This is a genomic window from Pseudomonas sp. RA_15y_Pfl1_P11, assembly GCF_963970975.1.
Taxonomy (GTDB): Bacteria; Pseudomonadota; Gammaproteobacteria; order Pseudomonadales; family Pseudomonadaceae; genus Aquipseudomonas; species Aquipseudomonas tritici.
This window is the reverse complement of the sequence record NZ_CAXAOY010000015.1, coordinates 126,973-147,150: the sequence shown is the minus strand read 5'-3', so window position 1 is coordinate 147,150 and position 20,178 is coordinate 126,973. Positions and strand designations below refer to the sequence as shown.

General features: G+C 61.1%; 18 protein-coding genes and 1 pseudogene. 10 read left to right on the top strand and 9 right to left on the bottom strand.

Annotation, left to right across the window (positions count from 1 at the left end; translation table 11 throughout):
* Positions 1-27: 27 nt before the first annotated feature.
* The gene (tesB, locus tag AACY44_RS19250) at positions 28-897 is read left to right on the top strand and encodes an acyl-CoA thioesterase II (RefSeq protein WP_339416859.1); all 870 of its coding nucleotides are present in this window, start codon (positions 28-30) and stop codon (positions 895-897) included.
* The gene (locus AACY44_RS19245; protein ID WP_339530867.1) at positions 894-1,481 is read left to right on the top strand and encodes an HAD family hydrolase; all 588 of its coding nucleotides are present in this window, start codon (positions 894-896) and stop codon (positions 1,479-1,481) included. The genes tesB and AACY44_RS19245 overlap by 4 nt, the downstream gene beginning before the upstream one ends.
* 205 nt (positions 1,482-1,686) lie before the next feature.
* Here AACY44_RS19245 and AACY44_RS19240 read toward each other — a convergent pair.
* From AACY44_RS19240 to AACY44_RS19230, 3 genes and pseudogenes are all read right to left on the bottom strand, one after another.
* Positions 1,687-2,044, bottom strand: a pseudogene (locus AACY44_RS19240) (alpha/beta hydrolase); the annotation flags it as partial.
* A complete protein-coding gene (ypfJ, locus tag AACY44_RS19235; RefSeq protein ID WP_339416855.1) occupies positions 2,045-2,929 on the bottom strand; it encodes a KPN_02809 family neutral zinc metallopeptidase in 885 nt (294 codons plus the stop codon).
* 45 nt (positions 2,930-2,974) lie between these two features.
* Positions 2,975-3,388, bottom strand: a complete 414-nt coding sequence (locus AACY44_RS19230) for a membrane lipoprotein lipid attachment site-containing protein (protein ID WP_049711418.1) — start codon at positions 3,386-3,388, stop codon at positions 2,975-2,977.
* A gap of 199 nt (positions 3,389-3,587) precedes the next feature.
* Between AACY44_RS19230 and AACY44_RS19225 the strand changes: the two genes are divergently transcribed.
* Entirely contained in the window at positions 3,588-4,466 is an 879-nt protein-coding gene (locus AACY44_RS19225; RefSeq protein WP_339416852.1) for a DMT family transporter, read from the top strand.
* A gap of 13 nt (positions 4,467-4,479) precedes the next feature.
* Here the strand turns inward: AACY44_RS19225 and AACY44_RS19220 are convergent, their stop codons facing one another.
* Positions 4,480-5,814, bottom strand: a complete 1,335-nt coding sequence (locus AACY44_RS19220; RefSeq protein ID WP_339530865.1) for an MFS transporter — start codon at positions 5,812-5,814, stop codon at positions 4,480-4,482.
* 210 nt (positions 5,815-6,024) lie between these two features.
* Between AACY44_RS19220 and quiC the strand changes: the two genes are divergently transcribed.
* Both quiC and AACY44_RS19210 read left to right on the top strand, forming a co-directional pair.
* Positions 6,025-7,926 carry a 3-dehydroshikimate dehydratase QuiC gene (quiC, locus tag AACY44_RS19215; RefSeq protein WP_339416849.1) on the top strand — a complete coding sequence of 634 codons (1,902 nt, stop codon included), beginning with the start codon at positions 6,025-6,027 and terminating at the stop codon, positions 7,924-7,926.
* Positions 7,927-8,004: 78 nt separating this feature from the next.
* On the top strand, positions 8,005-8,646 hold the full coding sequence (locus AACY44_RS19210; protein ID WP_339416847.1) for a TetR/AcrR family transcriptional regulator: 642 nt from the start codon (positions 8,005-8,007) through the stop codon (positions 8,644-8,646).
* Positions 8,647-8,698: 52 nt separating this feature from the next.
* On the opposite strand, the gene AACY44_RS19205 is transcribed toward AACY44_RS19210, so the two are convergent.
* From AACY44_RS19205 to AACY44_RS19190, 4 genes are all read right to left on the bottom strand, one after another.
* Complete coding sequence (locus AACY44_RS19205) at positions 8,699-9,553, bottom strand: shikimate dehydrogenase (RefSeq protein WP_339471411.1); 855 nt, start codon at positions 9,551-9,553, stop codon at positions 8,699-8,701.
* Positions 9,550-9,999 carry a type II 3-dehydroquinate dehydratase gene (aroQ, locus tag AACY44_RS19200; protein ID WP_065873640.1) on the bottom strand — a complete coding sequence of 150 codons (450 nt, stop codon included), beginning with the start codon at positions 9,997-9,999 and terminating at the stop codon, positions 9,550-9,552. The genes AACY44_RS19205 and aroQ overlap by 4 nt, the downstream gene beginning before the upstream one ends.
* Positions 10,000-10,282: 283 nt before the next feature.
* A complete protein-coding gene (trmA, locus tag AACY44_RS19195) occupies positions 10,283-11,362 on the bottom strand; it encodes a tRNA (uridine(54)-C5)-methyltransferase TrmA (RefSeq protein ID WP_339530863.1) in 1,080 nt (359 codons plus the stop codon).
* On the bottom strand, positions 11,359-12,654 hold the full coding sequence (locus tag AACY44_RS19190; protein ID WP_339416840.1) for an NCS2 family permease: 1,296 nt from the start codon (positions 12,652-12,654) through the stop codon (positions 11,359-11,361). Before AACY44_RS19190 ends, trmA begins: the two co-directional genes overlap by 4 nt.
* 173 nt (positions 12,655-12,827) lie before the next feature.
* Between AACY44_RS19190 and AACY44_RS19185 the strand changes: the two genes are divergently transcribed.
* The 4 genes from AACY44_RS19185 to AACY44_RS19170 all read left to right on the top strand — a co-directional run bounded on the left by AACY44_RS19185 (position 12,828) and on the right by AACY44_RS19170 (position 17,043).
* Positions 12,828-13,274, top strand: a complete 447-nt coding sequence (locus AACY44_RS19185) for a DUF4879 domain-containing protein (RefSeq protein WP_339416839.1) — start codon at positions 12,828-12,830, stop codon at positions 13,272-13,274.
* Positions 13,275-13,370: 96 nt separating this feature from the next.
* Positions 13,371-13,877, top strand: coding sequence for a (2Fe-2S)-binding protein (locus AACY44_RS19180; protein ID WP_339416838.1), 507 nt, complete (start codon positions 13,371-13,373; stop codon positions 13,875-13,877).
* Positions 13,874-14,863, top strand: coding sequence for an FAD binding domain-containing protein (locus tag AACY44_RS19175; protein WP_339456779.1), 990 nt, complete (start codon positions 13,874-13,876; stop codon positions 14,861-14,863). Before AACY44_RS19180 ends, AACY44_RS19175 begins: the two co-directional genes overlap by 4 nt.
* Entirely contained in the window at positions 14,860-17,043 is a 2,184-nt protein-coding gene (locus tag AACY44_RS19170) for a xanthine dehydrogenase family protein molybdopterin-binding subunit (RefSeq protein WP_339530861.1), read from the top strand. The genes AACY44_RS19175 and AACY44_RS19170 overlap by 4 nt, the downstream gene beginning before the upstream one ends.
* Positions 17,044-17,178: 135 nt before the next feature.
* Here AACY44_RS19170 and AACY44_RS19165 read toward each other — a convergent pair whose 3' ends face one another.
* On the bottom strand, positions 17,179-18,417 hold the full coding sequence (locus AACY44_RS19165) for an MFS transporter (RefSeq protein WP_049711440.1): 1,239 nt from the start codon (positions 18,415-18,417) through the stop codon (positions 17,179-17,181).
* Between the two features lie 320 nt (positions 18,418-18,737).
* Between AACY44_RS19165 and AACY44_RS19160 the strand changes: the two genes are divergently transcribed.
* On the top strand, positions 18,738-20,177 hold the full coding sequence (locus tag AACY44_RS19160; RefSeq protein WP_339436771.1) for a cytochrome ubiquinol oxidase subunit I: 1,440 nt from the start codon (positions 18,738-18,740) through the stop codon (positions 20,175-20,177).
* Position 20,178 lies beyond the last annotated feature (1 nt).

Genomic DNA, 20,178 nt, shown 5'->3' with positions numbered 1-20,178 from the left:
CCTCTCGATTGTTGTAGGAGTTGCTCTATGAGCCAAGTATTGGAAGATCTGGTGGACTTGCTGACCCTGGAGCCGATCGAGGAAAACCTCTTTCGCGGCCGCAGCCAGGACCTGGGTTTTCGCCAACTGTTCGGCGGCCAGGTGCTCGGCCAATCGCTGTCGGCCGCCAGCCAGACTGTAGAAGAAGCGCGGCACGTGCATTCCCTGCATGGTTACTTCCTGCGTCCTGGTGATGCGGCGTTGCCGGTGGTGTATTCAGTGGACCGCGTACGCGACGGCGGCAGTTTCAGCACACGTCGTGTGACGGCGATCCAGAAGGGCCACCCGATCTTTACCTGCAGTGCCTCGTTCCAGTACGACGAACAAGGCTTCGACCATCAGACCACCATGCCCGTGGTGGTCGGACCGGAAAACTTGCCGTCCGAGCTTGAGCTGACCAAACAGCGTGCGCACTTGATCCCCGAGCCTATGCGCGACAAGTTGCTGTGCCCCAAGCCGATCGAAGTGCGCCCGGTCACCGAAAAAGACCCGTTCAACCCGCAGCCATCCGACCCGGTCAAGTACGTGTGGTTTCGTGCCGACGGCGCTTTGGCCGACGCGCCGGCGCTGCATAAGTACCTGCTGGCCTACGCCTCTGACTTCGGCCTGTTGACCACCTCGTTGCTGCCCCATGGCAAGACCGTGTGGCAGAAAGACATGCAGGTCGCCAGCCTCGACCATGCGCTGTGGTTTCACGCTGACCTGCGTGCCGATGACTGGTTGCTGTACGCCATGGACAGCCCGTGGGCCGGCAATTCCCGTGGGTTCTCCCGGGGCAGTGTGTACAACCGCGCCGGGCAACTGGTGGCCTCGGTGACCCAGGAAGGCTTGATTCGCCATCGCAAGGACTGGGCATGAGCCTGACCGACGTTAAGCACTGGGTGTTCGACATGGATGGCACGCTGACGGTGGCCGTGCATGACTTTGCGGCCATTCGCGTGGCCCTGGAGATCCCGCCCGAGGACGATATTCTCACCCATCTGGCGGCGTTGCCCGCGGATGAGGCGGCGGCCAAGCATGCCTGGCTGCTGGAGCATGAGCGCGAGTTGGCGCTGGGTTCGGTCGCCGCAGAAGGCGCGGTTGAGTTGGTGCGCGAGCTGGCCGGGCGTGGTTATCGCCTGGGCATCCTGACCCGCAATGCGCGGGAGTTGGCCCACGTTACGCTGGAGGCAATTGGCCTGGCGGACTGTTTTGCCATCGAGGATGTGCTGGGGCGTGAAGATGCGCCACCGAAGCCGGACCCGGGTGGTTTTCTGAAACTGGCAGCCGCTTGGGATGTCGCGCCGAGCGAGATGGTGATGGTCGGTGATTACCGCTTCGACCTGGATTGTGGCCGAGCGGCAGGTGCGCGGACGGTGTTGGTTAACCTGCCCGAGAACCCGTGGCCGGAGTTGGCGGATTGGCATGCCGAGGATTGCGTGGCGCTGCGTCGGATGGTTTAAACCGGACACCGAAAATCAAATGTGGGGGCGAGCAAGCCCCCACATGTTGATCCGGTTTTGTCTGTTAATTTGTGAACAGTACCTTCTGCCCCTCCGGTGACGTAAACATCCCATCCCCGTTATGCCCCACTCCAGGCTCTTCCACCCACGTGTGGCCCACCTGCGGATGCCGCTGCTGGAGGTCGCACAAAATAGTTGTGCCCGCGACAGTCATTGCCCTTCCAGCGCAGTACCTGGTTGTCCAGGTGGTTGCGCTTCACGTCGAACTCATTCAGAAACTGCGGCGCTATCACCAGCGTATTGGCAGCTTGGCCTGCGTGCTCGGCGGCGTTTTCACCGCTTTGCAGGTAAGTCTGCGCGTTACGCAGGCGACCCTGCACGATGATCAATGCACGGGTGACTTGGGGCAGCGGCTGGCGCCAGTCCTGGCTCACGCCGAGGCTGAGGTCACCGGCATCCAGGTGAAAACGATCGGGACTCACGACTTTGACGCCATGTTCGGCGGCCAAGGTGGTAGAGCAGGTCAGCACCAAACCCAGCAGCAATCCCAATCGTTTATTCATCTAGAGACTCTTGGCCGTAAACGTATCGCATTGATTGATCTGGCCCTGGGCGAAGCCAGTCTTGAACCAGCGTACCCGCTGTGCCGAGGTGCCGTGGGTAAACGAGTCCGGTACGACACGGCCCTGACCCTGTTGCTGCAAGCGGTCGTCGCCAATTGCGTTGGCCGCATTCAGCGCTTCTTCAATGTCGCCGGGCTCCAGCCAGTTCAAGCGCTTTTGCGCACGGTTGGCCCACACCCCGGCGAAGCAGTCGGCTTGCAGTTCCTGACGGACCAGCAGACCTCCATCGCCCTCCATTTGCCGACCCTGTTGGCGCGCGGCCTGGATTTTCGACGAGATGCCGAGCAACGTCTGCACGTGGTGCCCGACTTCGTGGGCGATCACATACGCCTGGGCAAAGTCGCCGGCGGCCTGGAAGCGTTGCGACATTTCCCGGAAAAACCCCAGGTCCAGGTACACCTGCTGGTCAGCCGGGCAATAAAACGGGCCGCTGGCCGAGGTGGCACCACCGCAGGCCGAATTCACCCGGCCACGGAACAGGATCAGTTTCGGATTCTTGTAGGCCAACCCGTTTTCCTGGAACACCTGGCCCCAAGTGTCTTCGGTATCGCCCAGTACGGCCCGCACAAAATCGGCTTGCTCATCGTTGGCCGGCGGCGCCTGGCGCGGCTGTGTACTCACCGACGGTGCCTGTTCCATCTGGCCGGTCAACTGGCCGAGGATCTGCATCGGGTCCTGGCCGGTCAGCCAGCCGATGCCGACGATCAGCACAATCGCCGCCAGGCTCAGGCCTTTGCCGCCACCAAAGCGCATGCCGCCGCCACCGCCGCCGTCACTGCGTGCATCCACCACGTTGTCGCTGCGTCGGCCTTTTTTCCATAGCATGTGGGCAATCCTCTGGGTGATGACAGTGTTTGATTATGGTCGTTATTAGCGGCAATAGCCTTCGCCGGTATCGACAATCAGGCAGTCCTTTTTATCCGCCAGCCATTTCAGCCCGGTGGCGGCACCGTCGCCAGCCCGCAATAGCTGTGGACCGTCGGGGCGGGTGAAGGCGATGCCGTCTTCGGCGGCTTCACCCTTGAAGGTGCCTGAGTCGTCGGCGTCGAGGCCGTATTGCATGGTGAGGATGTAATGACCACGGCCAATGCTGTCGTCCTTGGCGATGGTCAGGTTGAGGCCTTCGACGCCGATCCACTTGCCGACCCATTTGTCGGTGGGCGGGGTCTCTGGCACCAGGGTGGCCTGCACCGAAGCCGGGGCAGGTTTGGGGGCTTCCTTGGCTTCTTGATTGCAAGCGGTGAGCAGGGCAAGGGCAGACAGAACAAAGAGGGTTTTTTTCATAGCGGCAGGGCCTTGGTTAAAAAGTGTGCAACACGGCAGTCAACGTGCAGCGTTGGACTCGAATCCCGTGATTTAGTGCGCTGTTCGCACGGTGTTTGGTTATGCTCTAGGGGCAGACTCCGGCCCGGCTGCTAGATTACCGGGTTGAGCGCTATTTCATTCAGTGCACAGTGTTCAGCCCGCCACGCAAGAGAACTCAATGACCGTCAGTACTCCTCTATCCGGCGTCAACCACCCTTTCAAAGGCATCCTGCTGATTGTGCTGGCGACGTTTCTGTTTTCCAGCCATGACGCCTTGTCCAAATACCTGGCGGGGTTCTACCCCGTCGTGATGGTGGTGTGGGTGCGTTACCTGGTGCATACCTTGTTGATGGCCGGCATCTTCCTGCCGCAATCAGGCCTGCGCGTATTGCGCAGCAAACGACCGGGGATGCAGGTGGTGCGGGCGCTTTGCCTGTTGGGCACGAGCCTGTTTTTTACTGCGGCGCTGCATTACATCCCGCTGGCGGAAGCCACGGCGGTTAACTTCCTCGCGCCGATCCTGGTGACGGCACTCTCGGTGCCGCTGCTCGGCGAGCACGTGACGCGCGGCCAGTGGCTGGCGGTCATCTGCGGGTTTGTCGGCGTGCTGATCATCATCCACCCCGGCGGCGAGCTGTTTACCCCGGCCGTATTGCTGCCGCTGTGTTCGGCGATGTTCTTCTGCTTCTACCAACTGCTGACGCGCATCCTGAGTAAAGTCGACACCCCCACCACCAGCAACTTCTTTGCCGGCCTGTGCAATACCTTGGTGATGAGTGCGATGGTGCCGTTCTTCTGGCAGGTTCCGACGCTGTGGCATGGCGTGTTGATGCTGGCCCTGGGCACATGCGGGATGACCGCGCACTTGATGCTGACCCAGGCGTTCCGCTTCGCGGCGCCGGCCTTGTTGGCGCCGTTCGGCTATTGCCAGATCGTATTCGCGGGGTTGTTGGGCTGGCTGGTGTTCAACCATACCCCCGACTTGACCACGGTGGTCGGCATCGGGGTGATCTGCATGAGCGGGCTGGCCGCTGCCTGGCAGCAGCGGCGCAGATAGCTCAGGGGGTAGCTCAGACGTCTACGGTAGGAATTCTGCGCGGCGCCATGAAGTACATCCAGGTCAGCGCAATGAAGTACATCGCCGGGATCAGCGTGAACAACACGGTGTAGTTATTGTTGGTCACGGTAAGGATGTGGCCGACGATCTGAGTCATGAACATACCGCCGATGGCCGCGCACATGCCGCCGAAACCAAACACCGTGCTCATCATGTGCTTGGGCGTGTAGTCCATCACCAGGCTCCAGATGTTGGCGGTCCAGGCCTGATGCGCACCAATCGCCAGGGAGATGGCAAACACGGCGACCCACAGCTGGCTGGAGCCGGCAGCCATGATCACGCTGACGATGCAGCAGGCAAACAGCAGCATCGACAGCAGCCGGGCCTTGATCGAGTTCATGCCACGGCCGATCAGGAATGACGACAGAATCCCGCCTCCCACGCTGCCGAAGTCGGCGGTCAGGTAAATGATGATCAGCGGGATGCCCATCTGCGTGACGTTGATGCCCAGGTTGTATTGCTGATTCAGGAACGGCGGCAGCCAGTACAGGTAGAACCAGAACACTGGCGCGGTCAGCGCGTAGGCGATGGCGAAGGCCCAGGTGCCGCGCATGCGCAGGATACGGCTGAAGGGTACGCCGGGTTGTTCCGGTTCGATTTCCCGTTGCACGTAGTCCAACTCGGATTGTTTAACCGTCGGATGGTCTTCCGGGTTGTAGTACTTCAAACCCCAGAACACCAGCCAGATCGCGCCAAGTGACGCCATGCACAGGAACGCCGCCTGCCAGCCCCACACCTGCAGGATCAACGGCAACAGCATCGGCGTCATCATCGCGCCCACGTTGGTGCCGGCGTTGAAGATACCGGTCGCCACCGCACGCTCACCGGCCGGGAACCAGAGGCGCGTGGTTTTGACGCACGCCGGGTAGTTGGCGGCTTCGGTGAGCCCGAGGATGAAGCGACACACCATAAAGCCTACCGCCGAAGTGGCCAGGCCGTGGGCGCCCGTCGCCAGGCTCCACAGCAATACCGCGCAGAAGAACACGCGTTTCACGCCCACTCGGTCGATCAGTCGGCCCTGCAGCACAAAGCCGATGGCGTAGCCGACCTGGAACCAGAAGTTGATGTTGGCGTAGTCCATCGCCGTCCAACTCATCTCTTTGGCGAGGATCGGCTGCATGACGCCTAACGCGGCGCGGTCGATGTAGTTCAGGGTGGTGGCGAAAAACACCAGGGCCAGCATGCCCCAGCGCGTTTTACCCACGGCCAGGGCGCCGCGGATCTTGTCGCCGATGCCGGCGTGCGGGGTGCCCGGGCGCGCGGCCAGGGCGGAGTTTTGCAGAGGCATGAGGTCGTACCCGTTTTTTGAAATTTTTATGGTGTGTTCTGGGTCTGTTGCGTCATTGATGGTGCGCAGTGGCTAAAAAATCGTCAATTCGCCAAACCGGCATAGTGTTCGATAATCGCACTAAAAACTAACCGGTTCGTACATTTTAATTGCTGCGTGTAGGCTGGGGGCGAATAATTTGCTGCAAACAACAATTTCCGGGAGTCGCCCATGCAACGTTCCATCGCCACTGTTTCCTTGAGCGGCACCCTGCCGGAAAAGCTCGAAGCCATTGCCGCCGCCGGGTTTGATGGGGTCGAAATCTTCGAGAACGACTTGTTGTACTACGACGGCAGCCCCCGTGAAGTCAGGCAGATGTGCGCCGACCTCGGCATTGCCATCACCTTGTTCCAGCCGTTTCGTGACTTTGAAGGCTGCCGCCGCGACAGGCTGGCGCGCAACCTGGAACGCGCCGAACGTAAGTTCGACTTGATGCAAGAGCTGGGCACCGACCTGGTGCTAGTGTGCAGCAATGCGTCGGCCGACTGTGTAGGTGACGAGCGCATTTTGCTCGATGACCTGAGCCTGTTGGCCGAACACGCCGGTCGCCGTGGCCTGCGCATCGGCTATGAAGCCCTGGCCTGGGGCAGGCATGTGAACACATGGCAACAGGTGTGGAACCTGGTGCGTCAGGTTGATCACCCAAACTTGGGCGTACTGCTCGACAGCTTTCACACCCTGTCCCTCAAAGGCGACCCGAGTGCCATTGCCGAGATCCCCGGCGACAAGATCTTTTTTGTACAAATGGCCGACGCGCCGATCCTGGCCATGGACGTCCTGGAGTGGAGCCGACATTTCCGCTGCTTCCCCGGTCAGGGCGAATTCGACCTGGCGGGGTTCCTCGCGCCGATCATCAAGAGTGGCTACACCGGGCCACTGTCCCTGGAAATCTTCAACGACGGCTTCCGCGCCGCGCCCACCCGCGCGAATGCGGCGGATGGCCTGCGCTCCTTGCTGTACCTGGAGGAGAAAACCCGCGAACGCCTGAAGCAGGAAGCACCGGTGCAACCGGTCGAGATCCTGTTTGATACCCCGGCGGCCAGCGAATATGACGGTATCGAGTTCCTCGAATTCGCTGTCGATGAAAGCCTTGGCGCCAAGCTCACCCATTGGCTCGAGCGCCTGGGCTTTGTCAAGGCCGGGCAGCATCGCTCCAAGAGCGTTAGCCTGCTGCGCCAGGGTGATATCAATCTGATCCTCAACTGCGAACCCTATTCTTTCGCCCACAACTTTTTCGAGGCCCACGGGCCGTCGTTGTGCGCCACCGCGATCCGGGTCAAGGACAGCGCCAAGGCGCTGGAGCGCGCGGTGGCCTACAAGGGCCAGCCGTATCGCGGCCTGGTCGGGCCCAACGAGCTGGAATTGGCGGCCGTGCGCGCACCGGATGGCAGCCTGATTTACTTGGTGGACCCCAGCGAAGGCACGCTGTACGACACCGACTTCAACCTGCAAACCGCTTCGACGGCCAGCGCAGGCCTATTGCGTATTGACCATATGGCGATGGCCCTGCCGGCCGACAGCCTCGACAGTTGGGTGCTGTTCTACAAGAGCCTGCTGGATTTCGAGGCCGATGATGAAGTGGTGCTGCCCGATCCTTACGGCCTGGTGAAAAGCCGTGCACTGCGCAGCCGTTGCAGCTCGATTCGCCTGCCGCTGAACATCTCCGAGAACCGCAATACCGCCATTTCCCATGCCCTGTCGAGCTATCGCGGCTCGGGCGTGCACCACATTGCCTTCGATTGCGCAGATATTTTCGCCGAAGTGAGCCGCGCCAAGGAGGCGGGGGTGCCGCTGCTGGATATCCCGCTCAACTATTACGATGACCTGGCGGCACGTTTCGATTTTGACGAGGCGTTCCTCAGCGAGCTGGCGTACTACAACGTGCTGTACGACCGCGACGCCCAGGGCGGTGAGTTGTTTCATGTGTACACCGAGCCGTTCGAAGGGCGGTTTTTCTTCGAGATCATCCAGCGCAAGAATGGCTATGCCGGCTACGGTGCGGCCAATGTGGCGGTGCGCTTGGCGGCAATGGCCAAATCGCGCAGCGGTGCTGTTCGCCAGGCGCGTTTATAACGACGGGTCCGGTGCTTTCTTTCAGGCCGCATCGCGGCCCATAATCACGGCCTGCACAACACTGGCCGTGAGCGCACCATGACCTCCGAGGCACCCCGCAAGAGTCGTAAGAACAACCCGGAAAAGACCCGCGAGAACATACTCCAGGAAGCCATTGTGGAGTTTGTCCAGCAGGGCCTTTCCGGCGCTCGCGTGGATGCGATCGCCGAGCGCATCCACACCTCCAAGCGCATGATCTATTACTACTTCGGCAGCAAGGAGCAGTTGTACGTCGAGGTGCTGGAGAAGCTCTACGGCGACATCCGCACTACCGAAACCCAGATGAACCTCACCGCGCTGGAACCGCGCGAAGCGATCCGTCGGCTGGTGGAATTCACCTTTGATCACCACGACCAGAACGTGGATTTCGTGCGCATTGTCAGCATCGAAAATATCCACAATGCCGAGTACGTGAAGCGCTCGGATGCGATCAAGGCGATGAACAGCAACATTCTCGAAGCGCTGGGCACGACGTTGCGTCGCGGGGCCGAGATGGGGGTGTTTCGCGAGGGGCTGGAGCCGCTGGACGTGCACTTGCTGATCAACTCGTTCAGCTTTTACCGTGTGTCCAACCGCCATACGTTCAGTGAGATCTTTCAAATTGAGTTGTCGGATGAAGCGATTAAACAGCGGCACCGGGACATGATTTGTGACTCGGTGATGCGCTATTTGCAGGTTTGAGTCCATGCGAGGCTCGAGGCTGAAATGCAAGCCCCACATTTGGATTCGGTTCCTACAGTGAAACGTTCATGCTCTGGAAGTGCGCCAACATCCGGTCTGCATCCGGCACTTCCCCACTGAACAACTCAAACGCCTTCACCGCCTGAAACACCGCCATGTTGCCGCCATCCAGCGTGCGGCAGCCCAAGGCGCGGGCGTCGCGCAGCAGCTCGGTCTCGAGTGGGAAATACACGATTTCCGCGACCCATAACTCAGTGCGCAACAGAGCGACCGGCACCGGTGTGCCGGGCAGCTTGGCCATACCCATCGGCGTGGTATTGACCACGCCGTCGGCCTCGGCCATCGCGTTCTCCAAGTGGTTGCCGACCTGGGCCCGGCCAGCACCGAAACGTTGCGTGAGGTTATCCACAAGGTCGCGGGCGCGATTGGCGTCCACGTCGAAAATGCTCAACTGCTCGACACCTTCCGCCAACAGCGCGTGGGCCACCGCTGCGCCCGCACCGCCAGCGCCCATCTGCACCACACGTTGGCGCGCCACGTCATTCAAGTTGCGCCGAAACCCTTCGGCGAACCCCAGGCAATCGGTGTTGTGGCCGATACGTTTGCCGTCCTTGAACACCACTGTATTGACCGCACCGATGCCGCGGGCCTCGTCGGACAGTTCATCGAGCAGCGCCAGGATCGCCTGTTTGCACGGATAGGTAATGTTCAGCCCGGTGAAGTGCATCAGCTCGGCGGCATGCAGCAGGTCGGGCAGGGCGTTGATGTCCAAGTGCAGGGGCTCAAGGTCGATCAAGCGATACAGGTAGCGCAGGCCTTGGGCGTCGCCTTCGCGTTCATGCAGGGCCGGCGTGCGGGAAGCCTGGATGCCGGCACCGATCAGGCCAGCGAGGATGCGCGGTTTCATCGGGCCGATCCTTTTAGCAGATGGCTGAAATGTTCCAGGGCCAGGTGGTAGCCATGGCTGCCGAACCCCGCCAGCACTGCCTTGGCGATGGGCGACACAAAGGAGTGATGGCGGAACGCTTCACGGGCATGCACGTTGGACAGGTGCACCTCAATCACCGGCACCTCACTGGCTACCAGCGCGTCGCGAATGGCTACGGAGGTGTGGGTCCAGGCCGCAGGGTTGATCACGATACCGGCGCAACGGGCGCGGGCGCCGTGGATCCACTCGAGCAATTCGCCTTCGTGGTTGGTCTGGCGAAATTCGATTTTCAGCCCGAGCTGTTCGGCGCTGCGGCCACACAGCGCGGCGACATCGGCGAGGGTTTCATGGCCGTAAGTGGCGGGCTCGCGGGTGCCGAGCAAGTTGAGATTGGGGCCATTGAGCACCAGCACGATGGGCGGCATTGAAGGTTTCTCCACAGTTCTTGTTAGTTGTGTGGATAAAATGTACTGGTTAGTTAATTTGGTCAATTGATGGCGGCGTATGTGTTCGATAATCGAACCGTTAATCAGACACGTCGTACAGTTGAATCGGATGGGGTATCAATTGAGCGTCATTCTCGACAGCGCTTAAGATGCCGCCCGAGCCAATGGCAAGAAGGGCGGACGGCCGCGCAAGAAGGTTTTGGAGCCCAGCGATTCTACGGAGGCATGAAAAACCACAGGAGATTGTGGGTGCCTGGCAGATTTATCTGCGGGTCAGCAGAACCCCGGACTCCATATGGTGCGTCCACGGGAACTGGTCAAACAGCGCGCATTGGGTGATGCGGTGCGTGTCATGCAGTTGCGCGATGTTCGCCGCCAACGTCTCCGGGTTGCAGGAGATGTACAGGATGTTGTCGAAGCGTCGGGTCAGTTCGCAGGTGTCCGGGTCCATGCCGGCGCGCGGCGGGTCGACGAACACGCTGCCGAACTCATAGCGCTTCAGGTCGATGCCGTGCAGGCGGCGGAACGGGCGCACTTCGTTGAGCGCTTCGGTGAGTTCTTCAGCGGAGAGTCGCACCAGGGTGACGTTATCCACGGCGTTTTCATCGAGGTTGCTCAGCGCCGCATTCACTGAGGTCTTGCTGATCTCGGTGGCCAGCACTTTGCGCACGCGGGTTGCCAAGGGCAGGGTGAAGTTGCCGTTGCCGCAGTACAGCTCGAGCAAATCATCCGGGCGGTCACCCAAGGCTTCGTATGCCCAGTTGAGCATCTTCTGGTTCACCGTGCCGTTGGGCTGGGTGAAGGCGCCTTCGGGTTGGCGGTAGCTGAAGGTGCGCCCGCCAACGTCGAGTTTTTCCACCACGTAATCATGGCCGATCACATCGCGCTTGCCCTTCGAGCGGCCGATGATGCTCACGTTCAAGTCGGCAGCCAGCTGGTTCGCGGCGGTGTGCCAGTGCTCGTCCAGCGGGCGGTGATAGCACAGAGTAATCATCGCGTCGCCGGCCAGGGTGGTGAGGAACTCTACCTGGAACAGCTTGTGGCTCAGGGCGGCGCTGGCTTGCCAGGCGGCCTTGAGTTGCGGCATCAACTGGTTGATGCGGGCGCTTGCGATGGGGAACGCTTCGATCAGGATCGGCGTGCGCTTGTCGTCCTGGGAAAACATTGCGTAGTGGCGCTCACCGCCTTCGCGCCACAGGCGGAACTCCGCGCGCAGGCGGAAGTTCTGTGGGGGCGAGTCGAAGACCTGTGGCTCCGGTGCATCGAACGGTGCCAGCAGGTCACGCAAGCGCGTGACCTTGTCTTGCAGTTGAGCGGTGTAGCGTGCGGCGTCAAAAGTCATGCGTTGAACCAGCCCAGCTTGATCACGAACAGAATCGACAGAATCACCAGCGCCGGGTTCAGCTCACGGTAGCGGCCCGAAAGCAGCTTGATGGCGGTCCAGGCGATGAAACCGAAGGCGATGCCGTTGGCAATGGAGTAAGTGAAGGGCATCGCCAGGGCGGTGATCACCACCGGCGCTGCAACGGTAATGTCGTCCCAGTCGATTTCGGCCAGGCCCGACGTCATCAGCACGGCCACGAACAGCAGTGCCGGTGCAGTTGCGAAGGCAGGTACGCTGGCGGCCAGTGGCGAGAAAAACAGCGCCAGCAGGAACAGGATCGCTACCACGACGGCGGTCAAACCGGTGCGGCCACCTGCGCTCACGCCGGCAGCCGATTCGATGTAGCTGGTAGTCGTTGACGTACCCAGCAGCGAACCGGCCATGGCGGCGGTGCTGTCGGCGATCAGCGCACGGCCCATTTTCGGCATGTGGCCGTCCTTGCCCATCAGGCCCGCGCGCTTGGCGACGCCGATCAGGGTGCCGGAGTTATCGAACAGGTCGACGAACAGGAACGCGAAGATCACGCTCACCAGGCCGATATCGAGCGCGCCTTTAATATCCAGCTGCAGGAACGTCGGGGCCAGGGACGGCGGCATTGAGGTCACGCCGCCGAACGGGGTGACGCCCAGCAGGATCGACACGATGGTCACTGCCAGGATGCCAATCAGCACGGCTCCGCGTACCGCCAGGGCTTCCAGCGCAACGATGAGCACGAAACCCAGGGTGGCGAGGATCGGAGCAGGTTGCTTCAAGTCACCCAGGCCAACCAGCGTGGCCGGGTTGGCAACCACAATCCCGGCGTTGTGCAGCGCAATCAGCGCCAGGAACAGGCCGATACCCGCAGCAATCGCCGAGCGCAGGGGCAGGGGAATGCTGTTGATGATCCACTCACGGATACGAAAGATCGACAGCAGGAAGAACAGCACCGCCGAGATAAACACCGCACCCAGCGCAACCTGCCAGGTATGGCCCATGTGCAGGACCACGGTGTAGGTAAAGAAGGCGTTGAGGCCCATGCCCGGCGCGAGGGCGATCGGGTAGTTGGCGATCAGGCCCATCACGGTCGAACCGATGGCGGCCGCCAGGCAGGTCGCGACGAATACCGCGCCCTTGTCCATGCCGGTCTCGCCGAGGATGCTCGGGTTCACGAACAGGATGTAGGCCATGGCCAGGAATGTTGTGATGCCCGCGAGGATCTCGGTGCGCACGTTGGTGTTGTGTGCCTTGAGTTGAAACAGCTTTTCCAGCATGCCTGCTCCCTGTGACGCTCTGTGGCGTCGTGATTTGTTGACCTCTAAGTCAAAGCACAAACTGCGCCAAGCGCCTGTGGTTTCAGAGAGGATCGGAAAAAGCGGCGCATCATACCAGCAGCCGAGGCCTTGAGGCATACTGCGACGACGTTTAAACGAAGGTCACCCGCAGCATGAAAAACGCCAAACCGTGGAGTCTAGTCCTGATCCCCTGTATCAGCCTGTTGCTCGGCGCAGCACCGGCGTGGGGCGCGACTGCACCGCCCTTGAGCGAAGTGCGTGTGTTCAAGGTCGAGTCGGCGAAGTGCAGCGAGACCATTGCGGAACGTGTAAACACTACCCAGATGTGTGAGCACCGCGGGCCCACCCGGGTTTCTGTGATGGAAGTCGGCCTGGGCAACAACCCCATGGGTCGCTTCAATGGTGCTGAGTTGAATGGCCAGCGCACGGCGGTTTGCCAGGTGGGCAACATCAGCGAAGCCTGCACGGGGGCCGGCACATTGATGGGCTACATCTATGTGTTTGACCTGAACGTCGAAGCCCAGGGCTGGTTCCAGTACAGCAACTCCTCGATCAACCCCCCGCGAAATACCTTGACCACACAGCTCAATATCCGCTGATCAATCACCTTGAACGCTCAATACCCTGGGAAGTCGTACCCCTGAGACGGCGACTTTCCTGAACGCCGCGGATGTAGACCAACCCGTGAGGTGTTTATGAGCGCGACCCCCAATGGCGCGGCGACCCAACCGTTCGCCAGCCACTCCATATGCCTGAGGCTCAACGGCCAGGATCGCCAGTTGGATGTGCTGCCCTGGACCACACTACTCGACCTTTTGCGTGAGCAGCTCGACTTGGTGGGCAGCAAAAAAGGCTGCGACCACGGCCAGTGCGGCGCCTGCACCGTATTGCGCGATGGCAAGCGGATCAATGCCTGCCTGACGCTGGCGGTGATGTGCGACGGTGCCGAACTCACCACCATCGAGGGCCTGGCCAACGGCGACCAACTGCACCCGATGCAGCAGGCGTTTATCAAACACGATGCCTTCCAATGCGGTTACTGCACCCCTGGACAGATCTGCTCGGCCGTCGGCCTGGCCAATGAAGGTCGGGCCCACGACACGGCGCAAATCCAAGAGCTGATGAGCGGTAACCTGTGCCGCTGCGGGGCTTACAGCAATATTCGCGATGCCATTGAAGACGTAGTGGGAGGTGAGCAATGAATCCCTTCCACTACAGCAAGCCTGCGGATGTGCAAGAAGCGGTTCATCTGAGCAGCGCCGCGTCGCGCTTTATTGCCGGTGGCACCAACCTGCTGGACCTGATGAAAGAAAACATCAGCCGCCCCGAGCATCTCATCGATATCACAGGATTGCCGCTCAATGACATTCAGGAGACTGCCGGTGGCGGTCTGTTGATCGGCGCGTTGGTGAGCAACGCCGACCTGGCTTGGCACCCGCTGATCGAACAACGTTACCCGCTGCTGTCCCAGGCCATCCTGGCCGGCGCCTCGCCGCAACTGCGCAACATGGCCAGTACCGGCGGCAACCTGTTGCAGCGCACCCGTTGCTACTACTTCTATGACGCTACCGTGCCGTGCAATAAGCGTGAGCCCGGCAGTGGCTGCCCGGCACGCACCGGTTTGAACCGTATTCACGCGATCCTCGGCGCCAGTGGACAGTGTGTCGCCACCCATCCCTCCGACATGTGCGTCGCTTTGGCAGCGCTGGAGGCGAGGGTGCATGTAGAGGGGCGTGGCGGTTCGCGAATCATTGAGTTCGCCGACTTTCATCGCCTACCGGGTGATGCGCCGCAACGTGACAACCAATTGGCCGACGATGAGCTGATCACCGCCATCGAACTGCCTGCCGATCACCTGGCAAACCATAGCAATTACCTGAAAATCCGTGACCGTGCCTCCTATGCGTTCGCCCTGGTGTCTGTGGCTGCCGCGCTTGAGCTGGACGGCGACACCATCATCGACGCGCGCCTGGCCCTTGGCGGCGTGGCCCACAAACCCTGGCGTGACCGCGTGGTGGAAGCCGCACTGATCGGCCAGGTTGTTAGCCGTGAAACTTTCAGTAACGCCGCCGATGCCCTGTTGCAAGACGCCGAGCCGCTGCAACACAACGGCTTCAAGATCAAGCTGGCACGCCGGGGGGTTATTCGCGCCCTGAGCGACGCCGCTGTTGCAGGAGAACGCCCATGAGCGCTATCGGCAAACCCTTGGACCGCGTTGACGGTCTGCTCAAGGTCACAGGCAAAGCGCGGTATGCCGGTGAGTTTCCCGAAGAAGGCCTGCTGCATGGCAGCGTAGTGTCGAGCACCGTGGCCAAGGGCCGCGTGCTGCGTATCGACGCAACCAAGGCGCTGGCCCTACCGGGCGTAGTGGACGTTATCCATCACCTCAACCGACCCAAAATCGCCAGCTACGATGATGCTTTCCAGGACGATGATGCGGCCGACGGCTCGCCGTTTCGCCCGCTGTACAACGATCGCGTACTGTACAGCGGCCAGCCACTGGCGCTGGTGATCGCCGATAACCTCGAGCTGGCGCGACATGCCGGCTCCCTGGTGGAGATCGAGTACGAAACCGAAGCCTTTGAAACCGACTTGCTGGCCTTGCAGGAACAAGCCTACGCCTCGCCGCAGACTCCGCCCAAGCCGCGCGGCAACTTCCAGGCCGAATGGACCGGCGCTGCCGTCAGCCTGGATCGGCACTACAGCACCCCCATCGAACACCACAACCCGATGGAGCCCCACGCCAGCACCGTGCTGTTTCAGCCGGACGGCACGCTGCACATCCACGACAAGACCCAAGGCCCGCAGAACTGCCAGGCCTATGTGCAAAAAGTCTTCGGCCTGGATAAAAGCCAGGTGCGTGTCTTCGCGGCATTTGTCGGCGGCGCCTTTGGCTCGGGCCTGCGCCCGCAGTATCAATTGCCGCTGGCGGTGATGGCGTCCTTGGCGCTCAAGCGCTCGGTGCGGGTCACGCTGACGCGTCAGCAGATGTTCACCTTCGGTTACCGCCCACGCACCTTGCAGCGTTTGCAGCTGGGCGCCGCCGCCAACGGCCGCCTGCTGGCACTGGGGCACACCGCGATTGGCCAGACGTCGCGCTTCGAGGATTTCAGTGAGCATGTGGTGGAGTGGAGCGGCATGCTCTACCACTGCGATAACGTGCAGCTTACTTATAAGTTGGTGCCACTGGATGTGTTCACGCCGCTAGACATGCGTGCACCTGGGGCGGCCCTCGGGGTGATCGGCCTGGAGTGCGCCATGGACGAACTGGCCTGCGCGCTGGGGATGGACCCGGTGCAACTGCGGCTGATCAACTATGCCGAACGCAATCAGAACGAAGACAAGCCCTGGTCGAGCAAAGCCCTGCGCGAGTGTTACCGCGAAGGCGCCGAGCGTTTCGGCTGGCACACACGCAACCCGGAACCGCGCAGCATGCGCGACGGCCGCCAGTTGATCGGCTGGGGCATGGCCGGCGGCGTGTGGGAGGCCATGCAGATGAAGGCCAGCGCCAAGGCGCGTATTGATGCCGAGGGCAAACTGACCGTCAGCAGCGCCACCACCGATATCGGCACTGGCACCTACACGGTGATGACCCAGATCGCGGCTCAGGCCAGTGGCGTGGCGGTTGAGGACGTGGCCTTTGTGTTGGGGGATTCATCGTTGCCCACTGCGCCGCTGCAGGGCGGATCGTTTACCGTGTCCTCCGTCGGCACGGCTGTGCAGCAGGCCTGCGAAGCGTTGAATGCCAAGCTGTTGGCCGTTGCTCGGCAAACGTACCCGGTATTCAAGGAGGCCGAGTCCGTACGCTTTGAAGACGGCCAGTTGCATACCGGTGACGTCAGTGTGTCATTGGCACAGCTGGTCAAGGACAGTGGCGAAGACGCGTTGGCGGTGCAGGTCGACAGCGAGCCCGACAAGAAGCGCGAGGGGTTTGCTACCGCTACCCATTCGGCGGTATTTGTCGAGGTGCGTGTGGATGAAGACCTGGGCACGATCAAGGTCAGCCGGGTGGTCAGCGCGATTGCCGCCGGGCGCGTGGTCAACCCGAAGATGGCGCGCAGCCAGATCCTCGGCGGGGTGGTATGGGGTATCGGCATGGCCCTGCACGAAGAAACCCAGATCGACCATCAATTGGGGCGTTACATGAACCATAGCCTGGCGGAGTACCACATCCCGGTAAACGCCGATATCGGCGAGATTGACGTGGTGTTTGTCGAAGAACGCGACGATATCGTCAACGCCCTTGGGTCGAAGGGGGTTGGTGAGATTGGTATTGTGGGCGTAGCGGCGGCGGTGGCGAATGCGATTTATCACGCCACTGGGAAGCGGGTGCGGGCGTTTCCGATTACTTTGGACAAAGTGCTCTGACGCAATCTCCTGCCCACTGAAGATCAAGTGTGGGAGCTGGCTTGCCTGCGATGGCGGTGGGTCAGCTCCTGATGAGGTGACTGACACACCGCTATCGCGGGCAAGCCCGGCTCCCACAGTATTTTGCAGTGTGGCTTAAACCTTGGGCTCTTCCACCGGCACATGCATCCGATCCCGATTCGCCAGGGTCGGGAACAGCTTGATCCACACCCCCGTCACCACCAGCGTGCCGATCCCACCCATGACCACGGCAGGCACGGTGCCGAACCAGTGGGCGGTGATGCCCGATTCAAACTCGCCCAACTGATTCGACGCGCCGATAAACAAACCGTTGACTGCACTGACCCGCCCGCGCATTTCGTCCGGTGTCTCCAACTGCACGAATGAGGCGCGGATCACCATGCTGATCATGTCTGCCGCACCCAGCACCACCAGCACCGCCAGGGAAAACCAGAACGAGGTGGACAGGCCGAAGGCGATGGTCGCCACGCCGAATACGCCGACGGCGGTGAACATCACGCGGCCCACATGCCGGTCCACCGCGAACCGCGCCAACCACAACGACATCAATAGCGCGCCCACTGCCGGTGCCGAACGCAGCAGGCCCAGGCCCCAGGCGCCCGTCAGCAGGATGTCCTTGGCGAACACCGGCAGCAACGCGGTGGCGCCACCCAGCAGCACGGCGAACAAGTCGAGGGAGATGGCACCGAGAATATCCGGGCGGCTGCGGATAAAGCGGATACCGGCGAGCAGAGAGTCCATGGTCGCCTTGGCTTTGTTCAGCGGCGTTTGGCGCGCGGGCAAATTCAGGGTCAGCACGCAGGCAATGAGGTACAGCACCACCGTGGGGCCATACACCCACACGCTGCCAAAGGCGTAAAGCAAGCCGCCAAGGGCCGGCGCGACAATGGTCGCCAGCTGCTGGGCCGACTGCGACGAGGCCACGGCCCGTGGGAACAGTGCGGCGGGCACAAGGCTCGGGAGCATGGCCTGGGTGGTGGGCATTTCAAACGAGCGCGCAGCACCCAGCAGGAAGGCGAGGATAAAGATCATCTCGCGGGTCACGTTGCCGGTCAGGCCTCCAATGGCCAGGGACAAGGCGATAAGCGCCTGCACGGTCTGGCAGATGGCGGCAACTTTGCGCCGCTCATAGCGGTCGGCCACATGCCCGGTGTGCAGCATGAACAGCACGCGCGGCACGAATTCCACTAATCCGACCAAACCCAGGTCCAGCACGTTGCCCGTCAGTTGGTAGAGGTTCCAGCCGATCGCCACGGTGAGCATCTGGAAGCCGCTGGCGGTGAAGATGCGCGCCAGCCAGAAGGCGATGAAAGGGCGATGGTGACGTAACAGCAACGCAGGTTCGCTAGGCATCGGGAATTCGGGTCAAGGCCGGGGGAAGCGCCGAGATTATCATTAAGTTGTAACAGATAGTTGCAAGAACTGAGCTGAGGCAGTCTGTCACGCGGCAAAAGACCACACAGGTCAACCTCAAAAATGGGACTACTCTTTCAGCAATGCTTGATTCAGATCAATGCCGTCGCAGGGGCAGTTCAAGTCGGCAGACCAGGCAAGCATCCCAGCGTGATTGGACAAAAAAAGAAACGAATTGAAATTCGCCGTACTCCATAGCGATGGGGCAGTGATTGCAGGCCGCCGGCCGGCATTCGGTATTACCTGAAAGAGGACAACATATGTTCGGTTTGGAGGCGCTAGATCTCGCCCGCGTCCAGTTCGCGTTCACCATCTCATTCCATATCCTGTTCCCGGCGATCACCATCGGCCTGGCCAGTTACCTTGCGGTGCTGGAAGGCTTGTGGCTCAAGACCCACAACGACACTTACCGTGATCTCTACCACTTCTGGTCGAAGATTTTTGCCGTCAACTTCGGCATGGGCGTGGTGTCCGGCTTGGTCATGGCCTACCAGTTCGGCACCAACTGGAGCCGCTTCTCAGACTTCGCTGGCGCCGTCACCGGGCCACTTCTGACCTACGAAGTGCTCACGGCCTTCTTCCTTGAGGCCGGTTTCCTCGGCGTGATGCTGTTCGGTTGGAACAAGGTCGGGCGCAACCTGCACTTTTTCTCCACCGTGATGGTGGCCGTGGGTACGTTGATTTCGACCTTCTGGATCCTGTCGTCCAACAGCTGGATGCAGACGCCCCAGGGCTTTGAAATCATTGACGGCCGCGTGATCCCAACCGATTGGTTCGCCGTGGTCTTCAACCCGTCGTTCCCTTATCGCCTGGCGCACATGGCCACGGCGGCCTTCGTGGCGACAGCGTTCTTCGTCGGCTCCTCAGCGGCCTGGCACTTGTTGCGCGGCAAGGACAACCCGGCGATCCGCAAAATGCTCTCGATGGCGATGTGGATGGCGCTGATTGTTGCGCCTATCCAGGCGGTGATCGGCGACTTCCATGGCCTCAATACCTTGAAGCACCAGCCGGCGAAAATCGCCGCGATTGAAGGCCACTGGGAAAACAAAGGCAACGAACCGACACCGCTGATCCTGTTTGGCTGGCCCGACATGAAGGCCGAAAAAACCAAATACGCGGTGGAAATTCCGTACCTGGGCAGCCTGATCCTCACCCACTCCCTGGATAAACAGGTGCCTGCGCTCAAGGACTTCCCACCGGAAGATCGTCCGAATTCGACCATCGTGTTCTGGTCGTTCCGGGTCATGGTCGGCCTGGGCTTCCTGATGATCTTCACCGGCCTGTTCAGCCTCTGGCTGCGCCGGGGCGACAAGATGTACACGTCCAAACCGTTCCTGTACCTGGCGCTGTGGATGGGCCCGTCCGGCCTGATTGCGATCCTTGCGGGTTGGTTCACCACCGAGATCGGCCGCCAGCCGTGGGTGGTCTACGGCTTGATGCGCACAGCGGATGCTTCTTCCGGGCATAGCCTGGCGCAGATGACCATTACCCTGGTGTTGTTCGTGGTGGTGTACTTCGCGCTGTTTGGTGCGGGTCTTGGCTACATGATGCGTTTGGTGCGCAAAGGCCCTGTAGCCCATGACGTGACCGAGCCGACCCACGGTGGTCCTGGCCAGAAGCGCACGCCGGCGCGTCCTTTGTCTGCTGCCGATGACGGCACTGACAACGACCACGACCACATCCAGCATAAGGGGAATTGAG